Annotated in this window: 18 protein-coding genes and 1 riboswitch; of the genes, 7 read left to right on the forward strand and 11 right to left on the reverse strand. The window is 68.2% G+C overall.

All coding sequences use genetic code 11. From position 1 onward, the window contains the following. Position 1 precedes the first annotated feature (1 nt). Positions 2–1,453 carry a coniferyl aldehyde dehydrogenase gene (locus tag ACO2TI_RS03670; protein WP_423282088.1) on the reverse strand — a complete coding sequence of 484 codons (1,452 nt, stop codon included), beginning with the start codon at positions 1,451–1,453 and terminating at the stop codon, positions 2–4. A 4-nt stretch (positions 1,454–1,457) separates the two neighbouring features. After that, a complete protein-coding gene (locus ACO2TI_RS03675) occupies positions 1,458–2,357 on the reverse strand; it encodes a sterol desaturase family protein (RefSeq protein WP_423282089.1) in 900 nt (299 codons plus the stop codon). A 127-nt stretch (positions 2,358–2,484) separates the two neighbouring features. Between ACO2TI_RS03675 and ACO2TI_RS03680 the strand changes: the two genes are divergently transcribed. Further along, entirely contained in the window at positions 2,485–3,402 is a 918-nt protein-coding gene (locus ACO2TI_RS03680) for a LysR family transcriptional regulator (RefSeq protein WP_423282090.1), read from the forward strand. Between the two features lie 62 nt (positions 3,403–3,464). Here the strand turns inward: ACO2TI_RS03680 and ACO2TI_RS03685 are convergent, their stop codons facing one another. After that, positions 3,465–4,892, reverse strand: a complete 1,428-nt coding sequence (locus ACO2TI_RS03685; RefSeq protein ID WP_423282091.1) for an FAD-binding oxidoreductase — start codon at positions 4,890–4,892, stop codon at positions 3,465–3,467. Positions 4,893–4,996: 104 nt separating this feature from the next. On the opposite strand from ACO2TI_RS03685, the gene ACO2TI_RS03690 reads away from it, so the two are divergent. Then, on the forward strand, positions 4,997–5,692 hold the full coding sequence (locus tag ACO2TI_RS03690; RefSeq protein ID WP_423282092.1) for a winged helix-turn-helix transcriptional regulator: 696 nt from the start codon (positions 4,997–4,999) through the stop codon (positions 5,690–5,692). Positions 5,693–5,839: 147 nt separating this feature from the next. Here ACO2TI_RS03690 and ACO2TI_RS03695 read toward each other — a convergent pair whose 3' ends face one another. The 6 genes from ACO2TI_RS03695 to ACO2TI_RS03720 form a co-directional block, all read right to left on the reverse strand. Beyond that, positions 5,840–6,208 (reverse strand): DUF1428 domain-containing protein, encoded by a 369-nt coding sequence (locus ACO2TI_RS03695; RefSeq protein ID WP_423282093.1) that lies wholly within the window; start codon positions 6,206–6,208, stop codon positions 5,840–5,842. Between the two features lie 366 nt (positions 6,209–6,574). Further along, complete coding sequence (locus tag ACO2TI_RS03700) at positions 6,575–7,969, reverse strand: MFS transporter (RefSeq protein ID WP_423282094.1); 1,395 nt, start codon at positions 7,967–7,969, stop codon at positions 6,575–6,577. Then, positions 7,966–8,451: a carboxymuconolactone decarboxylase family protein gene (locus ACO2TI_RS03705; protein ID WP_423282095.1), complete on the reverse strand. Its 486-nt coding sequence runs from the start codon at positions 8,449–8,451 to the stop codon at positions 7,966–7,968. Before ACO2TI_RS03705 ends, ACO2TI_RS03700 begins: the two co-directional genes overlap by 4 nt. A 52-nt stretch (positions 8,452–8,503) precedes the next feature. Further along, on the reverse strand, positions 8,504–9,463 hold the full coding sequence (gene sigJ, locus ACO2TI_RS03710; protein ID WP_423282096.1) for an RNA polymerase sigma factor SigJ: 960 nt from the start codon (positions 9,461–9,463) through the stop codon (positions 8,504–8,506). A 255-nt stretch (positions 9,464–9,718) separates the two neighbouring features. Next, entirely contained in the window at positions 9,719–10,168 is a 450-nt protein-coding gene (locus ACO2TI_RS03715) for a thiamine-binding protein (protein WP_423282097.1), read from the reverse strand. A 72-nt stretch (positions 10,169–10,240) separates the two neighbouring features. Next, positions 10,241–10,345, reverse strand: a riboswitch (TPP riboswitch). A 115-nt stretch (positions 10,346–10,460) separates the two neighbouring features. Continuing rightward, positions 10,461–11,078, reverse strand: coding sequence for a YdeI/OmpD-associated family protein (locus ACO2TI_RS03720; RefSeq protein ID WP_423282098.1), 618 nt, complete (start codon positions 11,076–11,078; stop codon positions 10,461–10,463). Positions 11,079–11,172: 94 nt separating this feature from the next. Between ACO2TI_RS03720 and ACO2TI_RS03725 the strand changes: the two genes are divergently transcribed. Next, the gene (locus tag ACO2TI_RS03725; protein WP_423282099.1) at positions 11,173–12,435 is read left to right on the forward strand and encodes a phospholipase D-like domain-containing protein; all 1,263 of its coding nucleotides are present in this window, start codon (positions 11,173–11,175) and stop codon (positions 12,433–12,435) included. On the opposite strand, the gene ACO2TI_RS03730 is transcribed toward ACO2TI_RS03725, so the two are convergent. Together ACO2TI_RS03730 and ACO2TI_RS03735 are read right to left on the reverse strand one after the other, a co-directional pair. After that, positions 12,419–12,931, reverse strand: coding sequence for a M48 family metallopeptidase (locus tag ACO2TI_RS03730; RefSeq protein ID WP_423282100.1), 513 nt, complete (start codon positions 12,929–12,931; stop codon positions 12,419–12,421). The two genes, ACO2TI_RS03725 and ACO2TI_RS03730, sit on opposite strands and share 17 nt — an antisense overlap. Before the next feature lie 78 nt (positions 12,932–13,009). Then, positions 13,010–13,927, reverse strand: a complete 918-nt coding sequence (locus tag ACO2TI_RS03735; protein ID WP_423282101.1) for a LysR substrate-binding domain-containing protein — start codon at positions 13,925–13,927, stop codon at positions 13,010–13,012. A 115-nt stretch (positions 13,928–14,042) separates the two neighbouring features. Here ACO2TI_RS03735 and ACO2TI_RS03740 point away from each other — a divergent pair, with 115 nt between their 5' ends. The 4 genes from ACO2TI_RS03740 to ACO2TI_RS03755 all read left to right on the forward strand — a co-directional run bounded on the left by ACO2TI_RS03740 (position 14,043) and on the right by ACO2TI_RS03755 (position 16,985). Further along, a complete protein-coding gene (locus ACO2TI_RS03740) occupies positions 14,043–14,687 on the forward strand; it encodes a glutathione S-transferase family protein (protein WP_423282102.1) in 645 nt (214 codons plus the stop codon). A 50-nt stretch (positions 14,688–14,737) separates the two neighbouring features. Continuing rightward, complete coding sequence (locus ACO2TI_RS03745) at positions 14,738–15,709, forward strand: pyridoxamine 5'-phosphate oxidase family protein (RefSeq protein ID WP_423282103.1); 972 nt, start codon at positions 14,738–14,740, stop codon at positions 15,707–15,709. Positions 15,710–16,044: 335 nt separating this feature from the next. Further along, on the forward strand, positions 16,045–16,278 hold the full coding sequence (locus tag ACO2TI_RS03750; protein WP_423282104.1) for a hypothetical protein: 234 nt from the start codon (positions 16,045–16,047) through the stop codon (positions 16,276–16,278). An 8-nt stretch (positions 16,279–16,286) separates the two neighbouring features. Next, positions 16,287–16,985 carry a succinate dehydrogenase iron-sulfur subunit gene (locus tag ACO2TI_RS03755; RefSeq protein WP_423282105.1) on the forward strand — a complete coding sequence of 233 codons (699 nt, stop codon included), beginning with the start codon at positions 16,287–16,289 and terminating at the stop codon, positions 16,983–16,985. Positions 16,986–17,006: the final 21 nt, after the last annotated feature.

Here is a 17,006-nt window from a genome sequence, read left to right on the forward strand (position 1 = left end):
TTCACTGCGCCTTCTTCAACGCCGGATCGGCGCGGCCGATGAACAACTTCAGCGCGAGCCGCTGCACGGCCTTGCCATACGGCGGATAGAACAGACCGACAGGGAACAGGCGATGCCGCTTGAACACCGTGCGCGCATGCGACAGCTCGCGGAAACCTTCGACGCCGTGGTACGTGCCCATGCCCGAATTGCCCACCCCGCCGAAAGGCGCGTCGTGGTTGACCACGTGCCAGGCCCAGTCGTTGATCGTCACGCCGCCCGAGTGCGTGCGACGCAGCACGTCGTCGCGCGCCGCCGCGTCGTGGCTGAAGCAGTACAGCGCGAGCGGCCGCGGCCGGGCGCAGATGAAGGCGATCGCCTCGTCGTGCGTGTCGTAGGGAATCACCGGCAGGATGGGGCCGAAGATCTCCTCGCGCATCAGCGCCATCTCCGGCGTGCAGCCGGTGACGATGTGCAAGGGCATCCGGCGCGCATCGTTGAGCGGGCCGCACGGCGTCACGACGGCGCCCTTGGCCCTTGCATCGTCGAGCAGTGCCTGGAGGCGCGCGACGTGTCGATCGCTCGCGATCGAGGTGTAGTCCCGGCTGTCGGCCGCGCACTCGCCGTAGAGGCGCACGAAGCTCGCCTGCACCTGCGACACGAAGGCGGCCACATGCTCGCGCGGGACGAGTGCGTAGTCGGGTGACACGCACACCTGGCCGCTGTTGGCGCCCTTGCCGTGCGCGATGCGCAGCGCGGCCTCGCGCACCGGGTAGCCGCGCATCACCAGGGCCGGCGACTTGCCGCCCAGCTCCAGCGTCACCGGCGTGAGGTGCTGCGCCGCCTGGCGCATCACGATGCGCCCGACTTGCGGCGAGCCGGTGAAGACGATGTGGTTGAAGGGTAGCGACGAGAAGGCGTTCGGATCCTCGAGCTCGCCGCCGATCAACGCGACGCGGTCCTCGGGGAACACTTCGCCGAGCAGGCCCTTGAGCACGCCGTTGGTGGCCGGGGTCACCTCCGGCATCTTGATCATCACGCGGTTCCCCGCGGCCAGCGCCGCCGCAAGCGGCCCAAGCGACAGGTAGACCGGGAAGTTCCAGGTGGCGATCACGCCCACCACGCCCTTGGGCTGGTAGTGCACGCTCAGGCTGTTGGAGAGGAACAGCAGCTCGGTGGAGCGGCGGCTCGGCTTCATCCAGCGCCTGACATGCGAGATCGCATGGTCGATCTCGAGCGTCGTGGGCAGCACGTCGAGCATCATCGATTCGGACGGCGAGCGCCAGCCGAAGTCGCGGCTGATCGCATCGGCCAGCAAGTCCTGGTAGCGCGAGACCTGCCGCTTCAGGGCACGCAGCTGAGCACGGCGTTCATCCGCCGAAGAAAAGGGTTGCGCGTCGAACGCGCGTTGCTGCGCGTCGAAGATCTGGGCAACGCGCGCGCCGCCGTCGACGGCCAGGGTCCGGTCGTTCATGGGATCAGGCTCCGCTGCCGTTCGCCGACGCGGTCAGCGGGGCATCGGCGCTGCTCTCGTAGGGGCGGCCGCCTGGGCGCAGCGCCGTGTGCTCGCGCGTGGAGTGCGACAGCGGGTAGAACATCTGGTCGGCCCAGTGCTCCTCGCCGAAGAGCCGGTCGTCTTCCAGGCCGACGGCCGCCGGGTACTTGCGCGTGATGTGCGCCGTGCCGAACAGCACATCCCAGAAGAACAGCAGGTTGCCGAAGTTGCCCTTGTAGTGGCCGATGCCGTCGGCGTTGGTGAGCGCGTGGTGCGCCCAGTGCGTGGCCGGCGTCGAGATCGTCCGCTCGACGACCCACATGAGCGGGCGCAACGCGCGGATGCGGTAGAGCGGCTCGTCCCAGCGCCAAGCGCAGTGGGCGCCCAGGATCACCGCGATCTTCACGACGATGTAGGCCGCGTACACCTTGCCGAAGCCGAGGAAGAGCAGCACGCCGCCCGCCCAGATCCCCGGCATCAGGAGGTAGTAGAAGAAGTTGTTGCGGTACGTGATGCGAATGCTCATGTACTTGGCCGAGTGGTGGGCGCGATGCAGAGGCCACAGCAGCGGCGTGTGGGAGAGGCGGTGCCACCAGTACTGCGTCATGTCGTCGGCCACGAGGAAGATCGCGACCATGCTCCACCAGGGCAGATCCGCCCATGCACCGCGCTGGCCGGGTACGAGCCACGTACACAGCGCGTCGGTGCCGAGCAAGGCCACGGGCTGTGCGACCGCGATCAGGCTCACGAACATCAGCAACTCCAGCTTCGTGTCGTTGCCGTTCGCGTTCACCGTGGCCTGGTAGCGGCGCGTCGCGAACTCCATCAGCCCGTAGCCGAGGATCAGGGCCAGCACCAGTACGTTCTGAAGCATCGGACTCATCGCTTGTCTCCTTGCGGGGCGGCGCCTTCGGGCGCGCGTTCTTGCGGGCGTGCCATTTATCGGCGGCGCCCGTTAATGTGTCCAATGCATTGTTGACAACGCCTCAATGCATCGGCAGCATTGAGCGATGGATTTGAAGCGGCTCTCGCACGTGGTCGCGCTCGCCGACGAGTGCCACTTCGCGCGCGCCGCGGAGCGGGTGCACCTGAGCCAACCGGCGTTCAGCCGCAGCATTCAGTCGATCGAGCGCGATGTCGGCATGCGCCTTTTCGATCGCGACACAGGCGACGTGAAGCCGACGCCCGCGGGCGCCTTTCTCGTCGAGCGGGCGCGACGCCTGCTGTTCGACGCGCGCTGCCTGCAGCGCGACGCGGCGCTGTACCGTGACAGCCAGCTCGGCGACACGGCCTTCGGCGCCGGGCCGTTCCCCGCCGCGACGATCATGCCGCGGGTCGTCGTGGCCCTGCGCAAGCAATACCCGGGTGTCGGCCTGCGGCTCGAGACGAACAACTGGGAGCTGCTGCACGCGCGGCTGGTGGCCGAGGACATCGAGTTCTTCGTCGCCGACGTGCGCGACGTGCCGGCGGATCCGAAGATCGAGATCAGCTCGATCGGGCGCCAGCCGGCGCACCTGTACGCCCGCACGGGCCATCCTCTGGCCGGTCGGCGCTGCACCTTCGCGCAGGTCTGGCGCTGCGGTTTCGCGACCACCCGGCTGCCCAAGCCGATGCGCGCTCTGCTCGCGCGGCTCATCGGATTGCCCGCGGGACAGGAGCCCGTCTTGGCGGTGGAGTGCGACGACGTCTTCCTGCTGCGCACGCTGGCGCTCACCACCGACACCGTGATCGGCGCGCCCGAGGCGGGGCTGCGCGACGATGTTCGCGCGGGTGCGATCGTGCGGCTCGACGTCGACGACGTGCCGGACGTCTATTCGGAGATGGGGATCGTGACGCTGGTCAATCGCACGCCGTCGCCCATGGCGCAACGCGCCATCGCCTGCGTGCAGGAGATCGCCAAAGCGGTGAACCTACCCATCGGGGCTTAGCGCCCGCAGGCCGATCCTTGGCCGCCCCGCGCCGCACGACCGGCAGTCCGTGGTTGACCGTCTCAGTTCGCATGCGACCTCGGGCGGATGTTCTGGTTGTGGTGAAAGACGTTGTCGGGGTCGTACGTCGTCTTCACGTCCACCAGCCGGTCGTAGACGGCGTCGCCGTACGCCTCGCGCACCCGGTCAGGCTCTTCGTCGGCGCCGAGGAAGTTGACGTAGACGCCTTCCCGGAAGCGGCCGAGGGCCGCGAAGAACCTCCTCGTCCAAGCGGTGTCCCGGTCGCCGAAGTCCTCGCCCGGGCGCCACACGGCGTCGAGGGTGATCGCGTGCGACGCCTGCCGGTTGCCGAACGCCGTCGAGCCTTCGGCCGCCCGGCCCACGGCCCCTTGCAGATGGAACATCGCCACGTACGAGCGGGGCGACGCGCAGGAGAACGCGTTCTCGGCGATCACGTCGACGAGGTCGTCGCTGAGCGACGGGAGGTGGGTGGACTTCCAGTAGTAGTTCCAACCATGGACAACGGTCGAGTCGAGCGCGCTCTGGAATCCCACATACGGCTTGGGCCCGACGAGGTCGAGCAGCGGAGTCCGCGATGCGCGCAGCGGTCGGAGCGCCCGTTCGCCGTCCTCGATCGGCCCGGCGTAGCAGGTACCGACCATCAGCACCGGACGCCAGTGCAAGGCCGCGGGAATGACCGGCAGCGGCGGGACGGTGCCGAACCTCACGACCGTGCCGAGCTCGTCGGGAGCGTCGCGGACAAGGTCGCGGTAGCAGCGCAGGACGTCCCCGGCGGCGCTCGCGTCCCAGAGGATCGGCCCGGCCAGGACGGCGGGCCCGACCGCATGGAGGCGAAACTCGAACGCCGTCACCACACCGAAGTTGCCGCCGCCGCCTCTCAGCGCCCAGAACAGGTCGGTGTGCTCGTCCTCGGACGCCCGCAGCCGCTGTCCTTCAGCCGTCACGAGGTCGACGGCGAGCAGGTTGTCGACCGTCAGGCCGTGCTTGCGCATCAGCCAGCCGACGCCGCCGCCGAGGGTGAGCCCGGCGACGCCGGTGTGGCTCACGATGCCGCCGGTGGTGGCCAGGCCGTGCGCCTGCGTCTCGTGGTCGACGTCGCCCCACAGCGCCCCGCCCTGCACCCAGGCCCTGCGGCGCACGGGATCGACCTGCACGGCCCGCATCGCCGACAAGTCGATGACGATCCCGTCGTCGCAAACGGCGGTGCCGGCCACGTTGTGGCCTCCGCCCCGGATGGCAATCTCCAGGTCGTGGTCGCGGGCGTAGCACACGGCTGCGACCACGTCGGCGGCGCCGATGCAGCGGGCGATCAGGCGTGGGCGCCGGTCGATGGCGCCGTTCCAGACAGCGCGGGCAGCGTCGTAGTCGGCGTCGCCGGCACATATCTGCCGGCCCCGGAACCCGTCGATCTGCACGCCGGTCGGCCTCATGCTCCGCGGGCCGACTTCCACGGTGGTCGATGTCGTCATCGGGTGCTCCTTTCTGGATGGGCCCATCGGAGCACGGCAGACCGCGGTTGGATAGTCAAGAATCTGGACTTCCAAACCGAACGCAGGCGCGCAACACTGGCTCCGTGAGAACCTACGGCCAGTACTGCCCGATCGCCCGTGGCGCCGAGATCTTCGCCGAGCGCTGGACGCCGCTGATCATCCGCAACCTGCACCTGGGCTGCGCCGACTTCAGCGAGATCCTGGAGGGCGCGCCCGGGCTGTCCCGCACCCTGCTCTCACAACGGCTCAAGCAGCTCGAAAGGCTCGGTATCGTCGAGTCGGCACCCAAGCCCAACGGGCGCGGGCACCACTACGAGCTCGCGCCCGCGGGCCACGACCTGTTCGCGGTGTGCCAGTCGCTCGGTGAGTGGGGCGCGCATTGGCTCGAGATCGCCCCAGAGCACCTCGACCCCTTCGTCGCGCTGTGGTCGATGTGCAATGCGCTGCGGCGAGAGCAGATCCCGGATCGACGCATCGTCATCCGCTTCGACTTCACGGGCCCGCGCCCAGAGCGCTATTGGCTGCTCATCGAGCGCGGAGACACCGAGATCTGCAAGACGTACCGCGGCCACGACGAAGACCTCTACGTCACGGCGCACGCCGAGGCCTTCGTCAAATGGCACGCCGGCCAGCTCTCCTGGGCCCAGGCCACCCGGGAGCACCGCATCCAACTGCATGGCCCCTCGTCGCTCGTCAGAGCCTTTCCGACTTGGAACGCCCGCAGCATGTTCGCCCACATCAGGCCGGTCTCTCGCACCCTCACGAGCCCCGCCGCCTGACACGCTCGGCACGGCCTCCGCTCGGCACTGCGTCAGCGCCGAACCTGAAGGACGGCAGCCAGCACGCAGCTGCAGGTCGCCGAGTCTCGTCGAAAGCCCGCAACTGGCCGAAAGTGGGCTGCCGACAGTCGCTGGTCGACCCGCCGTTCAGGCCTTCACTTCGACCACCTGTTCGAAGCCGCCAAAGATCATGCGCTTGCCGTCGAAGGGTATGGGGGGATTGCCGGGTGTGGACGGGTCCATGCGCGGGTCTTCCACCATCTTCTTCATGGCGGCATCGCGCGTGGCCTTGTCGGGCCATTCGACCCACGCGAAGGCCACCGTTTCCTCGGCCGTGGCCTGCACCGCGCGACGGAAATCGGTGACTTTTCCGTCGGGCACATCGTCGCCCCATCCCTCGATCACACGGATCGCGCCCAACTCGATGAACAGTGGGTCGAAATGACGCGCGTGCTCGATGAACTTCTGCTTGTTGGCGGTTGGAACCGCGATCACGAAACCGTCGATGTAGGACATGCCTTGACTCCTGTTGGGTTGACCGGCCGACGCACCCGCTTGAGGGCGCCTCGCACCATGATGACGAACGGAAGCATGCCGATTCGACATTGGCCACCCGGTGCGCGGGCTCGCGTCCGGCGGCGGCACTGGCTCGCCCGAGCACGGCCTTTCGACAACCTTCGCTTCTGGCCGAAGCTGGGCAGCCGACATTCCCCGGTCGACCGCCTCAGTTCGGCTTCAAGCGGAAGTCCAAACCCCAGAACCGACGGGCCGCTTTCGACCCATCGGCGACACTTGGTTCACCTCTCTGATTTCCCTTCAGCTGCCGCCCGTGCATGCTGGCACTGCTGAGATGCAGCCGCATCTGAGTCAGCACACTCAAGCCTACGCGCCGCTGGCCTTGTGGCGTGGCCATAGCACCGCAGCAGCCACCGGGGCCAGCGCCAGCAGGCCGAACAGCCAAGCCGCCGGTGCCGCAAGGTCTGGTGCGTCGGCCGGCGCCGTCAACCCGATCAGGTAGCCGCCCGCAGCCGTACTCATCGTGGTGGCAATCAACTGCACGGTCATGATGGCGCCAGACGCCAGGTCTGCCTCGGCTGGCGGTGCAGCGGTCATGATGCTGCTGGCCAGAGGTGGCCAGGCCAAGCCCACGCCCAGACCCAGCGCGACAAGCGCGAGCGCAATGCCCAGCGTGGAACCGAACGACGGTGACGCGCTCGTTTCCGCCATTGCAGTGCACAGCAGAGCCATCGCCAACGCGCACAGCCATGGTGAGAACCGAACGAAGCGATGGGCCGGTCCGGGAGCCATCGATGCGCTGCACAAGGCGCCGATCGTCCAGCCCGCGGACGCTGTCGCGGCGATGTAGCCGGCTGCCAGCGGTGAGTGGCCCTGGTTGCGCTGCAGAAACAGCGGGATGAAGACTTCGGAACAGGTAACCGTGATGGCCATCAGCGCCGACACCGCGTATAGCCGCCCGAGCGGGCTGGAGCGCACATAGGCCGCGCTCGGCAACAGGCGGGCGACTGCGATTCGATCGTGCCCGCCGATCGCCAGCAGCATCCCCAGCGCGACTACCAGACCCAGCGCGCCGGCCAGGGTGGAGTCGGCGACGGTGCTGCTCGACGCGGCCAGAACGGCCGCCGCCAGCAGGGCGAGTTGAAGCACTGGAGACGCCGTCGTAGCGGCTTCGGCCTTCACACCCCGCAACGCCACAGTGGCGCTCAGGGCCAGCAACAGCGCGAGGGGAACCAAGGCACCGAACGCGAGGCGCCAGCTGGCGTATTGAGCCAGCGCGCCGCCCACGGCCGGCCCGAGCAGGGTGGCCACGCCCCACATGCCGGAGAACAGCGCCAGTGCGCGCGACCACAGAGGCGCCGGCAAGACTTGACGCACCAGCACGTAGGGCAGCGCCAGCCACAAGCCGCCCCCGAGCCCCTGGAGCAGGCGCCCCGGCAGCATTGCCGGCATGGTGGGAGCCAGCGTGCACAGCGCGCTGCCGGCCGCGAAAACCGCGCTGGCGGATACGTAGGCCCAGCGTGGCCCGACCCGTTGCAGCACCGGCACCGCCACCGCGGCGCCCAGGATGGCCGCAATCACGAACACTGTGGTGTTCCACGCGTAGAGCGGCAGGCCACCGATGTCTTCCACCACCGTGGGCAGCATGCTGGCCGTAATGTAGAGGCTCACTGAGTGCAGGGCGATGCCGCTGGCAAGTACCGCCATGCGCAGTGCCAGCGGCCCAGCGAAGAGGTCGCGCCAGCGTGCGTCCGCGATCACTGCAGGCCCGCCTTGTCCAGACCGTACGCGCGGTCCAGCGAACCCGGCACCCGGCGAAAGGCGATGTTCAGGCGGTTCCAGCCGTTGATGGAAATCACGCGGAACGTCAGTTCCACCAGGGCTGTGTCGTCGAAGTGCTCGCGTACCTGGCGATAGTCGGCATCGCTCACGCCTTCGGTGCCCAGTCGGGTGAGCTGCTCCGTCCAGTCCAGTGCGGCGCGCTCCCTGGGGCTGAAGAGCGGCGATTCGCGCCAGACCGCCACATGGTGCAGGCGCAGCTCGCGTTCCCCGGCGATACGAGCCTGCTTGACATGCATGTCCAGGCAGAACGCGCAGCCGTTGAGCTGCGAGGCGCGGATGTCCACCAGCAGGGCCAGTCCCTCGTCCAGTGTGGAGGCCAGGGCGAAGTCCAGGTACTTCTTGAACAGCTCGGGGGCGATGGCGCCGGGATCCAGGTGGGCTTGCAGGTCGGTCGGGGTCATGGGCAGTTCCTTGCTTGAGAACGATGTGCCCGGCACCGCGCCGCGCACACCGTCAAGACGGACCCCTGTCCCGGTTTGTGACATGCCCGAGCTTGTCAGGGTTGCGCTGTACGTAAATGGCGCCGATGTGCCCGGGCTCTGTAGACGAAGGCGCGAGGGCGATGGTCTGCACCAGCCGGCCGCCGTCGAGGTCGTCGAACAGCAGGCAGCCGGGGAAGCCGTTCACCCGCGCCGGCTCGAGGCGCCAGCCTCTGCTGGTGGTCAATCGGGCAAAGCCGATGAAGGCCTGGGCCACCTGTGCTCGGCCATGCAGCGGACGCGGCACGGCGGTCACCCTGCCGCCGCCGTCAGCCAGCAGAACGGCGTCTTGCGCCAGCACCTGGGCCAGCGCGCTTACGTCGCGGCTGCGCACCGCGTCGGCAAATGCATGGAACAGGCGCTGCCGCTCCTCTTCGGCGACTTCGTGACGCGCATAGTCGGCCTTGACACGCTTGCGCGCCCGGCTGATCAGTTGGCGGCAAGCCGTTTCGCTGCGATCGAGGTGGCGGGCGATCTCGTCATAGCCCAGATCGAACACGTCGTGGAGCAGAAAGGCCGCCCGCTCCAGTGGCGACAGCCGCTCCAGGGCGAGCAAGAACGCCACCGACACGTCCTGTGCGAACTCCGCCTGCTGCTCGGGCCCAGGTGTCTCATCGACGGCGGCCACGTCGTCCAGCAAGGGGTCGGGCAGCCAGACGCCGATGTACTGTTCACGCTGCACCGCGGCCGAGCGCAGCCGGTCTAGGCAAAGATGGGTGACAACCCGCGACAGGTAGGCGCCTTCGCTGACCACCGTGCTCTCGTCGACCTCAGCCCAACGCAGCCAGGCCTCCTGCACGATGTCCTCTGCCTCGGCCCGCGAACCGAGCATGCGGTAGGCAAGCGCCCGCAACCTTCGTGCGTGCTCGAGATCGAACCGCCGTGCTCGATCCGCAGCACCGCGACTCTGGGAACAATCGTCCAAATGTGTCATGTCGGCAAAGAGAGTGTGGTGCCTGACGAGCAGGCGGACCGGTTTGTGACATGCCCATGGCCCACAGATGCAAGTCGGTGGTATGGCATGACGGAAGCCCATTCACCGAACAACATGCAGTTCGCAGGGGCAGGGAGCGGCCCGTCCCCAGCGGCCGGTCCTGGCCGGCTCCTGTCCCTCGTCGACTCGATGAGGAGTGACTGAGATCAGTCTGAAGCGCAATCCCAGCGCGCCCCACGGCGCACCGGAATCCCCTCACCTCCTGAACTTGCGCACCAGTTCATCGACAGACGGCCCGCCCGTCCCGGCCCCGCTGGAGACCTTGATGATGCTCAACGTTCGCTCGGCGCCGGCCTCGAGCGTGGCCTGGTGCACGGCTTGCAGCAGCGGCCAGATCTTCTCGGGCGGACCTTCCACGACGGTGCCCATGCCGTGCACCTCGTAGCGCAGGCCGCAGGCCTGGATGACGGCGATGGCGGCGTCGACGTGCTTGTAGCGGTCGTCCGCCGTGCCGGACGGCCGGGGAACGACCTGGATCTCGGCAATCATGTGCCGGCTCGGCGCCGCAGTGGCCGCAGTGGTGGCTGCGGCGGATGCTGCCGGCTGTGGCGTCGGTTGCGCCGAGGCCGCGCCGCAGGCCAGCGTCGACAGCCACAGGGCCGAAAGCCGGGAACGGCTCAAACGGGAGAAAGACGGATGTGCCATGTGCAACTCATGCAGATGGCAGGTCGGCAAGCGTTCGGGCCGCCATGCCGGTGCGAGAAAGAGAAAGCCGGCGGGCCGATGAACGTGCTTCCCTGCGCGAGGATTACCTCAATCAGGTTCAAAGGGACTCTCTCAGTCGGCGCGCCTTGCGGCCTGCCAACACCCCCAGCGGATGACCGCGTCGGCAAGCCCGTTGGCTGCCGGCGTGGCGGCCGCGATTCTAGGGAAACCCTGAGCCGCGCCAGCCCAACCTCAACTCACGGCTCGCAAGCAGACCGCGCGAACCTCGCGGTCACGCCTTGGCACGGGGCTTGAAGATGTGGATGGTCTCGCCGCGCGAGAGCATTGCCACCAGCTGGGCAATGCGCCGGGCACGCGTCTCGGCCTTGGCGGCCGTCTGTATGCGCCACAGCACCGCATAGCGATTGGTCGCGTTGATCGTGGCAAAGAAGGCCTTGGCCTTCGGCTCGGCTTCCAGCGCCGCCAGCAGGTCATCGGGCACCGCGGACGTGCGCGCTCCGTCGTAGGCGCGGGCCCAGCGTCCGTCGGCCTTGGCGGCCTCGATCTGCGCGTAGCCCGGCGGCCGCATGCGGCCCGCCTCGATGAGCGCCGCGACCTTGTCGACGTTGACCTTCGACCAGATGCTGCGCGCGCGCCGCGGCGTGAAGCGCTGGAGAAAGTACTGGTCGTCGAGACCCTTCTTCTGGCCGTCGATCCAGCCCCAGCAGAGCGCGATCTCCACCGCCTCGGGGTAGGTGACGCTGGGTTCAGCGGCGCCGCGCTTGGCGATCTTGAGCCACAGGCCGTTGGAGGTGGCGTGATGCTTCTTCAGCCAGGTCTCGAAAGCCCTGGCGCTCTTGAACAAGATCGGGGCGGCTTCGGCTTGGATGGCGGATTTGGCGGCGGGCATCGCAGCGAGTGTGCCGCAGGGTCGACCGGCGCGGGCCTGAGGCATGATCATCCGGCCCGACCTTTCCCGTCGGACTCGCACCGGAGGTGGCGCCATGATCAGCTGGGTGTGGGGAGGCTTGCTGTTTGCGGTGGTCGTGCTGCAGGTCGTCGTCATCTGGTCGATCCGCCGTCACCGTGACCCTGCCCTGCGCATCGACAGCGACGCTCGCATCGATGAACTGATGCCCAGCCTCGCGGGCCTGACACTGGGCACGGCGGTCGGCGGCAATCGGGTCGAGGTGCTCGAGAACGGGGCGTTCTTCGAGGTGCTGCTCGCGCGCATCGGCGCGGCCCGCCGGTCCGTGCATTTCGAGACCTTCCTCTGGAAAGACGGCCAGCTCGGGCGGCGCCTGGCCGGCGCGCTGATCGAACGCGCGCGCGCCGGCTTGCAGGTGCGCGTGCTGCTCGATGCGCAAGGCTCGAAGGGGGTGGGCAAGGATGTCGTGCGGCAGATGCGCGAGGCCGGCTGCCACCTGAAGTTCTTTCACGAGCGCTCGTTTCGCAACATCGGCGTGCTGAACGACCGCGACCACCGCAAGATCGTGGTGATCGACGGGCGCGAGGCCTTCGTCGGCGGGCACTGCATCGTCGACAGCTGGCTCGGCGATGCCGAGGACCACCAGCATTTCTCCGACGTCAGCGTGCAGCTTCACGGGCCCATCGTGCACAGCCTGCAAGGCGCTTTCAGCGAGAACTGGGCCGGCGAGACCGGCGAGCTGTTCCTGGGTGACGACGTCTTCCCCAAGCTCGAGCCGGCGGGCGATGTGCTCATCCACGCGGTATTCGCCAAGCCGGAGAACTCGGCCCCGACGGTGAAGATCCTCCATCACACGGCCATCTGCGTGGCGCGCAAGCGCATCTGGATCCAGAACCCGTACTTCATTCCCGAGCCCGATGCCATCGATGCCTTCGGCGCGGCCGTCAGGCGCGGTGTCGACGTGCGCGTCCTGATGCCGTCTACCAGCGGCTCTGACAACCCGATGGTCCAGCACGCCGGGCATCGAAACTTCGAGAAGCTGCTGAAGAACGGCGTGCGCCTCTTCGAGTATCCGCACACGCTGCTGCACCAGAAGATCATGACCGTCGACGGCGTCTGGAGCGCCATCGGCTCGAGCAACTTCGACGACCGCAGCTTCGAGACCAACGACGAGATCAGCCTGTCCATCCTGGACCAGGGCCTGGCCGAGCGGCTCGATGCCGTCTTCGAAAGGTATGTCCAGCGCGCCGAGGAGATCGAGCTCGAGGCGTGGCAGCGCCGCGGCTGGGTGCACAAGCTGAAGGACAACGCCTTCTACCTGCTCAACGAGTTGCTGTAGACGCCTCGCGCAAGGTCAGCCACACCCGCACGTCGAACTCGACCTGGTGGTACGCGGGCTCCATGTGCTCGCACAGCGCATAGAACGCCTTCCCGTGCTCGCGCTCCTTCAGGTGCGCCAGCTCGTGCACGACGATCATCCTGAGAAACGCGGCGGGTGCCTGCTGGAACAGGCTGGCGATGCGGATCTCGCGCTTGCTCTTGAGATGGCCGCCCTGCACGCGCGAGACGGTGGTGTGCGTGCCCAGGGCCTTGTGCACGAGCTGCAGCCGGTTGTCGTAGAGCACTTTCGCCAGCGGCCCGGCATTGCGCATGTAGCGGCTCTTGAGCGCCGAGACGTAGTCGTACAGCGCACCGTCGCTGAGCACGGCATGGCGCTCGGGATAGCGACGCTCCAGGTTCTGCGCCAGGCCGCCCTGGTCGATCAGCTCGCGAACGCGCGCCAGCAGCTCGGGCGGGTAGCCCGCCAGGTACTTCAACGGGGGCGGCGTGCTCATCGAGGAGCAGGTGGGGTCGACATCGTGGGCATCGGGTGCAGGTCAAGGCTTGCGAGGACCGATGGTCGCAGATCAACCTCAAGCAGAAGGTTGGCGAGCCGCCGGCGGCAGCGGCTGCAGCGTCGCCGAGAGTTCCTGCTTCAGCCACTCGATGAACACCCGCGTGCGCAGCGGCAGCAGCCGTGCGCTCGGGTAGACGATGCTCACCTGGCGGGCCGGCTCCTCAAAGGCCGCCAGCACCACGCGCAGCCGCTTGTCGCGCACATAGGGCGCCACCTGGTAGGACAGGAAGCGGCTCGGCCCCAGCCCCAGCGCGCAGGCCTCCAGCAGCGGCGCGCCCAGGTTGCATTCGAAGTTGCCCTGCACCGCCACCGTCAGCGGCTTGCCGCCTTCGATGAAGCGCCACTGCCGGCCCTCGTTGCCGAGGATGCAGTTCACCTTTGCCAGCTCGCGCGGATGGCGCGGCGTGCCGTGCCGGCGCAGCCACTCGGGGCTGGCCGCGACGACGCGGCGGACATCGCCGACCGGCTGCGCCACCAGCGTCGAGTCGGCCAGCTGCGCGATGCGCACGCCGACGTCGTGGCCTTCCTGGATCAGGTCGACCACGCGATCGAGCAACACCAGGTTGACCTGCATCTGCGGATAGCGCTGCAGGAAGCGCGCGATGGCCGGCGCCACATGCATGTGGCCGAACAGCACCGGCGCGGTCACCGAGAGCAAGCCGCTGGGCTCGGCCTGCCGCAGGCTCACCGAGCGGTCGGCCTCGTCCACGTCGGCCAGCACGCGGCGCGCGCGCTCCAGGTAGAGCCGCCCCTCCTCGGTGAGAGACAGCCGTCGCGTGGTGCGGTTGAGCAGCCGCACGCCGAGCTGGCCCTCCAGGCCGGCCAGCTGGCGCACCACCGCGGGCAGCGACGAATCCAGCGCGTCGGCGGCGGCCGTGAGGCTGCCCTGCTCGACGATCGCGACAAAGGTTTCCAGCGCGCGCAGCTTGTCCATGAGGGCGCGATGATTGCTCCGGTAATCGGATCAGTCAAATCCGCGCCGCAGTCTTTATTGCGCGGCGAGACCGGCCAAGAATCGCGGCCATCCCGCCACCGATGGAGCCGCAGACATGAGCACGACCGTCCCCGCCCGCCCGATCAAGCTGTACCGCCACGCACTGTCCGGCCACGCGCATCGCGCCGAGGTCTTCATCAACCTGCTGGGGCTGCCGTACGAAAACATCGACGTCGACCTGCGGCGCAAGGAGCAAAAGCGCCCCGAGTTCCTGGCCCTCAACCTGTTCGGCCAGGTGCCGGTGATCGACGACGACGGCACGGTGGTGGCCGACTCCAACGCCATCCTCACCTACCTGGCGCTGCGCTATGCGCCCGAGCACTGGCTGCCGCGCGATCCGGCCGCCGCCGCCCAGGTGCAGCGCTGGCTGTCGGTGGCCGCCGGCGAGCTGGCGTACGGCGCGGCGCGCGCCCGCGTGGTGCAGCTGTTCGGCCTGCCGGACGACCCCGGCCCGGCCATTGCCGCGGCGCAGGCGCTGTTCAGCGTGATCGAGCGGACGCTGGCGGACAACCGGGCTTTCATCACCGGCAGCCAGCCCACGATCGCCGACCTCGCGCTGTACAGCTACACCGCGCACGCACCCGAGGGCAATGTCTCGCTGGAGCCGTTTCCGGTGCTGCGCGGCTGGCTGCGGCGCATCGAGGCGCTGCCGCGCTTCGTGCCGATGGCGCCGTCGCGCTGCGGGCTGCTGGCCGCCTGAGCCCCGGCCCCGGTCGCCATCTTCATCTGTCTTCGAACAAGGAGCACGCCATGTCGTCGCTGCCGGGCTGGCCGCATCCGCACGTTGCCCCCTTCCATGCCGGCGAGCAGGCCGCGCAGCGGCGCACCGGGGTGCACGAGCGCATGCAGGAGATCGGCCAACGCGTGATGCGCGGCGCGATGCCGCAGCAGCATCGCGACTTCTTCCCGCTGCTGCCCTTCGTTGTGCTGGGCGCGGCCGATGCGGCCGGGCAGCCGTCGGCCACCTTGCTGGCCGGGGCCGCGCCGGGCTTCGTCAGTTCGCCCAGCGACACCGCGCTGCGCATCCAGGCGCTGCCGCCGGCCGACGATCCGCTGGCGCCGCTGCTGCATGAAGGTGCGCAGGTCGGCCTGCTGGGCATCGAACTGCCGACGCGGCGGCGCAATCGCGCCAACGGCGTCGTCCGCGCCCTCGGGAACGGAGGCTGGACGCTGGAGGTCCAGCAAAGCTTCGGCAACTGCCCGAAGTACATCCAGCTTCGCCGCCCGCTGGCGCTGCCCGACGCCGGCGCGGCGGCGCCGGCCGCGCCGCGGCATGCGACGCGGCTGGACGAGCCGATGGCCGCCCAGCTGCGCGCGGCCGACACGTTCTTCATCGCCACCCACGCGGCAGGCGACGGCATCAATGGCGGCAGCGACGTGTCGCACCGCGGCGGGCGCGCCGGTTTCGTGCAGGTGAGCGACGACGGCGCGACGCTGACCTGGCCCGACTTCATCGGCAACTCCTTCTTCAACACGCTGGGCAACCTGATGCTGCAGCCGCGCGCCGGGCTGGTGTTCCCCGACTTCGCCAGCGGCGACTTGCTGCACATCACCGGCGACGCCGAGATCGTCTGGGAAGGCCCGCAGGTGCAGGCCTTTGCCGGGGCCTTGCGGCTGGTGCGCCTGCACCTGCGCGAGGCGCTGCTGCGCCCGTCGGCGCTGCCCTTGCGCTGGCAACTGCAAGAGGAGTCGCCGGCGCTGGCGGGTACGGGGCGGTGGTGAGACGGAAGCCGCTGGGGTGGCGCCTCGTGCCGCTGGTGCGAGGGTCAACGTGTCTTAAACGCAGCCGTTGGTAAACATCGGTAGCTGCCGCAGCCGACAACGTATGCCACCTCTGGATTGAACGCGTCCGTGAGTTCGCAAGTTCGGGTGCGCGCCCTGAGTGCGCTCCCGCACAGATTCCGAAGTCTGACTGAGCGCACGCTAGGCGCGGGGCGTACCTTCGCCCGTTCACGATGACGATGACCAGCCCAGTGACCCCGACTCTGGATTCCGAACCTGAGGGGAACTTCCCTCCTGCGTCGAGGCACGACGGGCGTCCGCCTGATGACACGCCAATGACGAACGCGGAACTGGTGCAGCTCCGCATCCGCGTGATCGCGCTGGAGAACCTGGTCATCGCGCTGCTGGCCAAGGCGCCGGATCGACAACTGACCCTTGCGCGAGGGATGGCGAGCTACATCTCGCCGCGAGCCGGCTTTACCCCCCACCCGATCACGCTGCGAGCGGCCGACGAGATGCTGAGCTTGGTCGACCGGGCGGACCGCTACCTCCGCCCATCGACACCCTGATCGTCGCCATGCACAGCTTCCACATCTACCGCTACGACCCGGATGCCGACGAGAAACCTCGAATGCAGGTGATTGAGCTGGAGGTGGGAAACGCCGACCGCATGTTGCTGGACGTGCTGACGCGCCTGAAGGCGTTCGACCCGAGCTTGAGCTTTCGCCGCTCCTGCCGCGAAGGAATCTGCGGTTCTGACGCCATGAACATCAACGGCAAGAACGGCCTGGCCTGTGTGACCAATATGCGCTCGCTGCCGAGCACCGTGGTGCTGAAGCCGCTGCCTGGCCTGCCGGTGATCCGCGACTTGTTCGTCGACATGACTGGCTTCTTCAAGCAGTACGACTCGATCAAGCCCTGGCTGGTGAATGACGACCCGCCGCCAGAGCGTGAGCGACTGCAGTCGCCCGAGGCCCGCGGTGAACTCAATGGCCTGTACGAGTGCATCCTGTGCGCCTGCTGCTCCAGCGCATGCCCGAGCTTCTGGTGGAACCCCGACAAGTACGTCGGGCCGGCAGGGTTGCTGCAGGCTTACCGTTTTCTGGTGGATAGCCGCGATCAGGCCAGCGGCAAACGACTGGACGACCTTCAGGACCCCTACCGCCTGTTCCGATGCCGAACGATCCTGAACTGCACCGACGTCTGTCCCAAAGGGTTGAACCCCGCGCTGGCCATCGGCAAGATCAAGGAAATGATGGTGCGACGCAGTGTCTGAGACACCCAGCGTCGCCATTCT

This window comes from Caldimonas sp. KR1-144 (assembly GCF_049446155.1).
GTDB lineage: Bacteria > Pseudomonadota > Gammaproteobacteria > Burkholderiales > Burkholderiaceae_C > Rivibacter.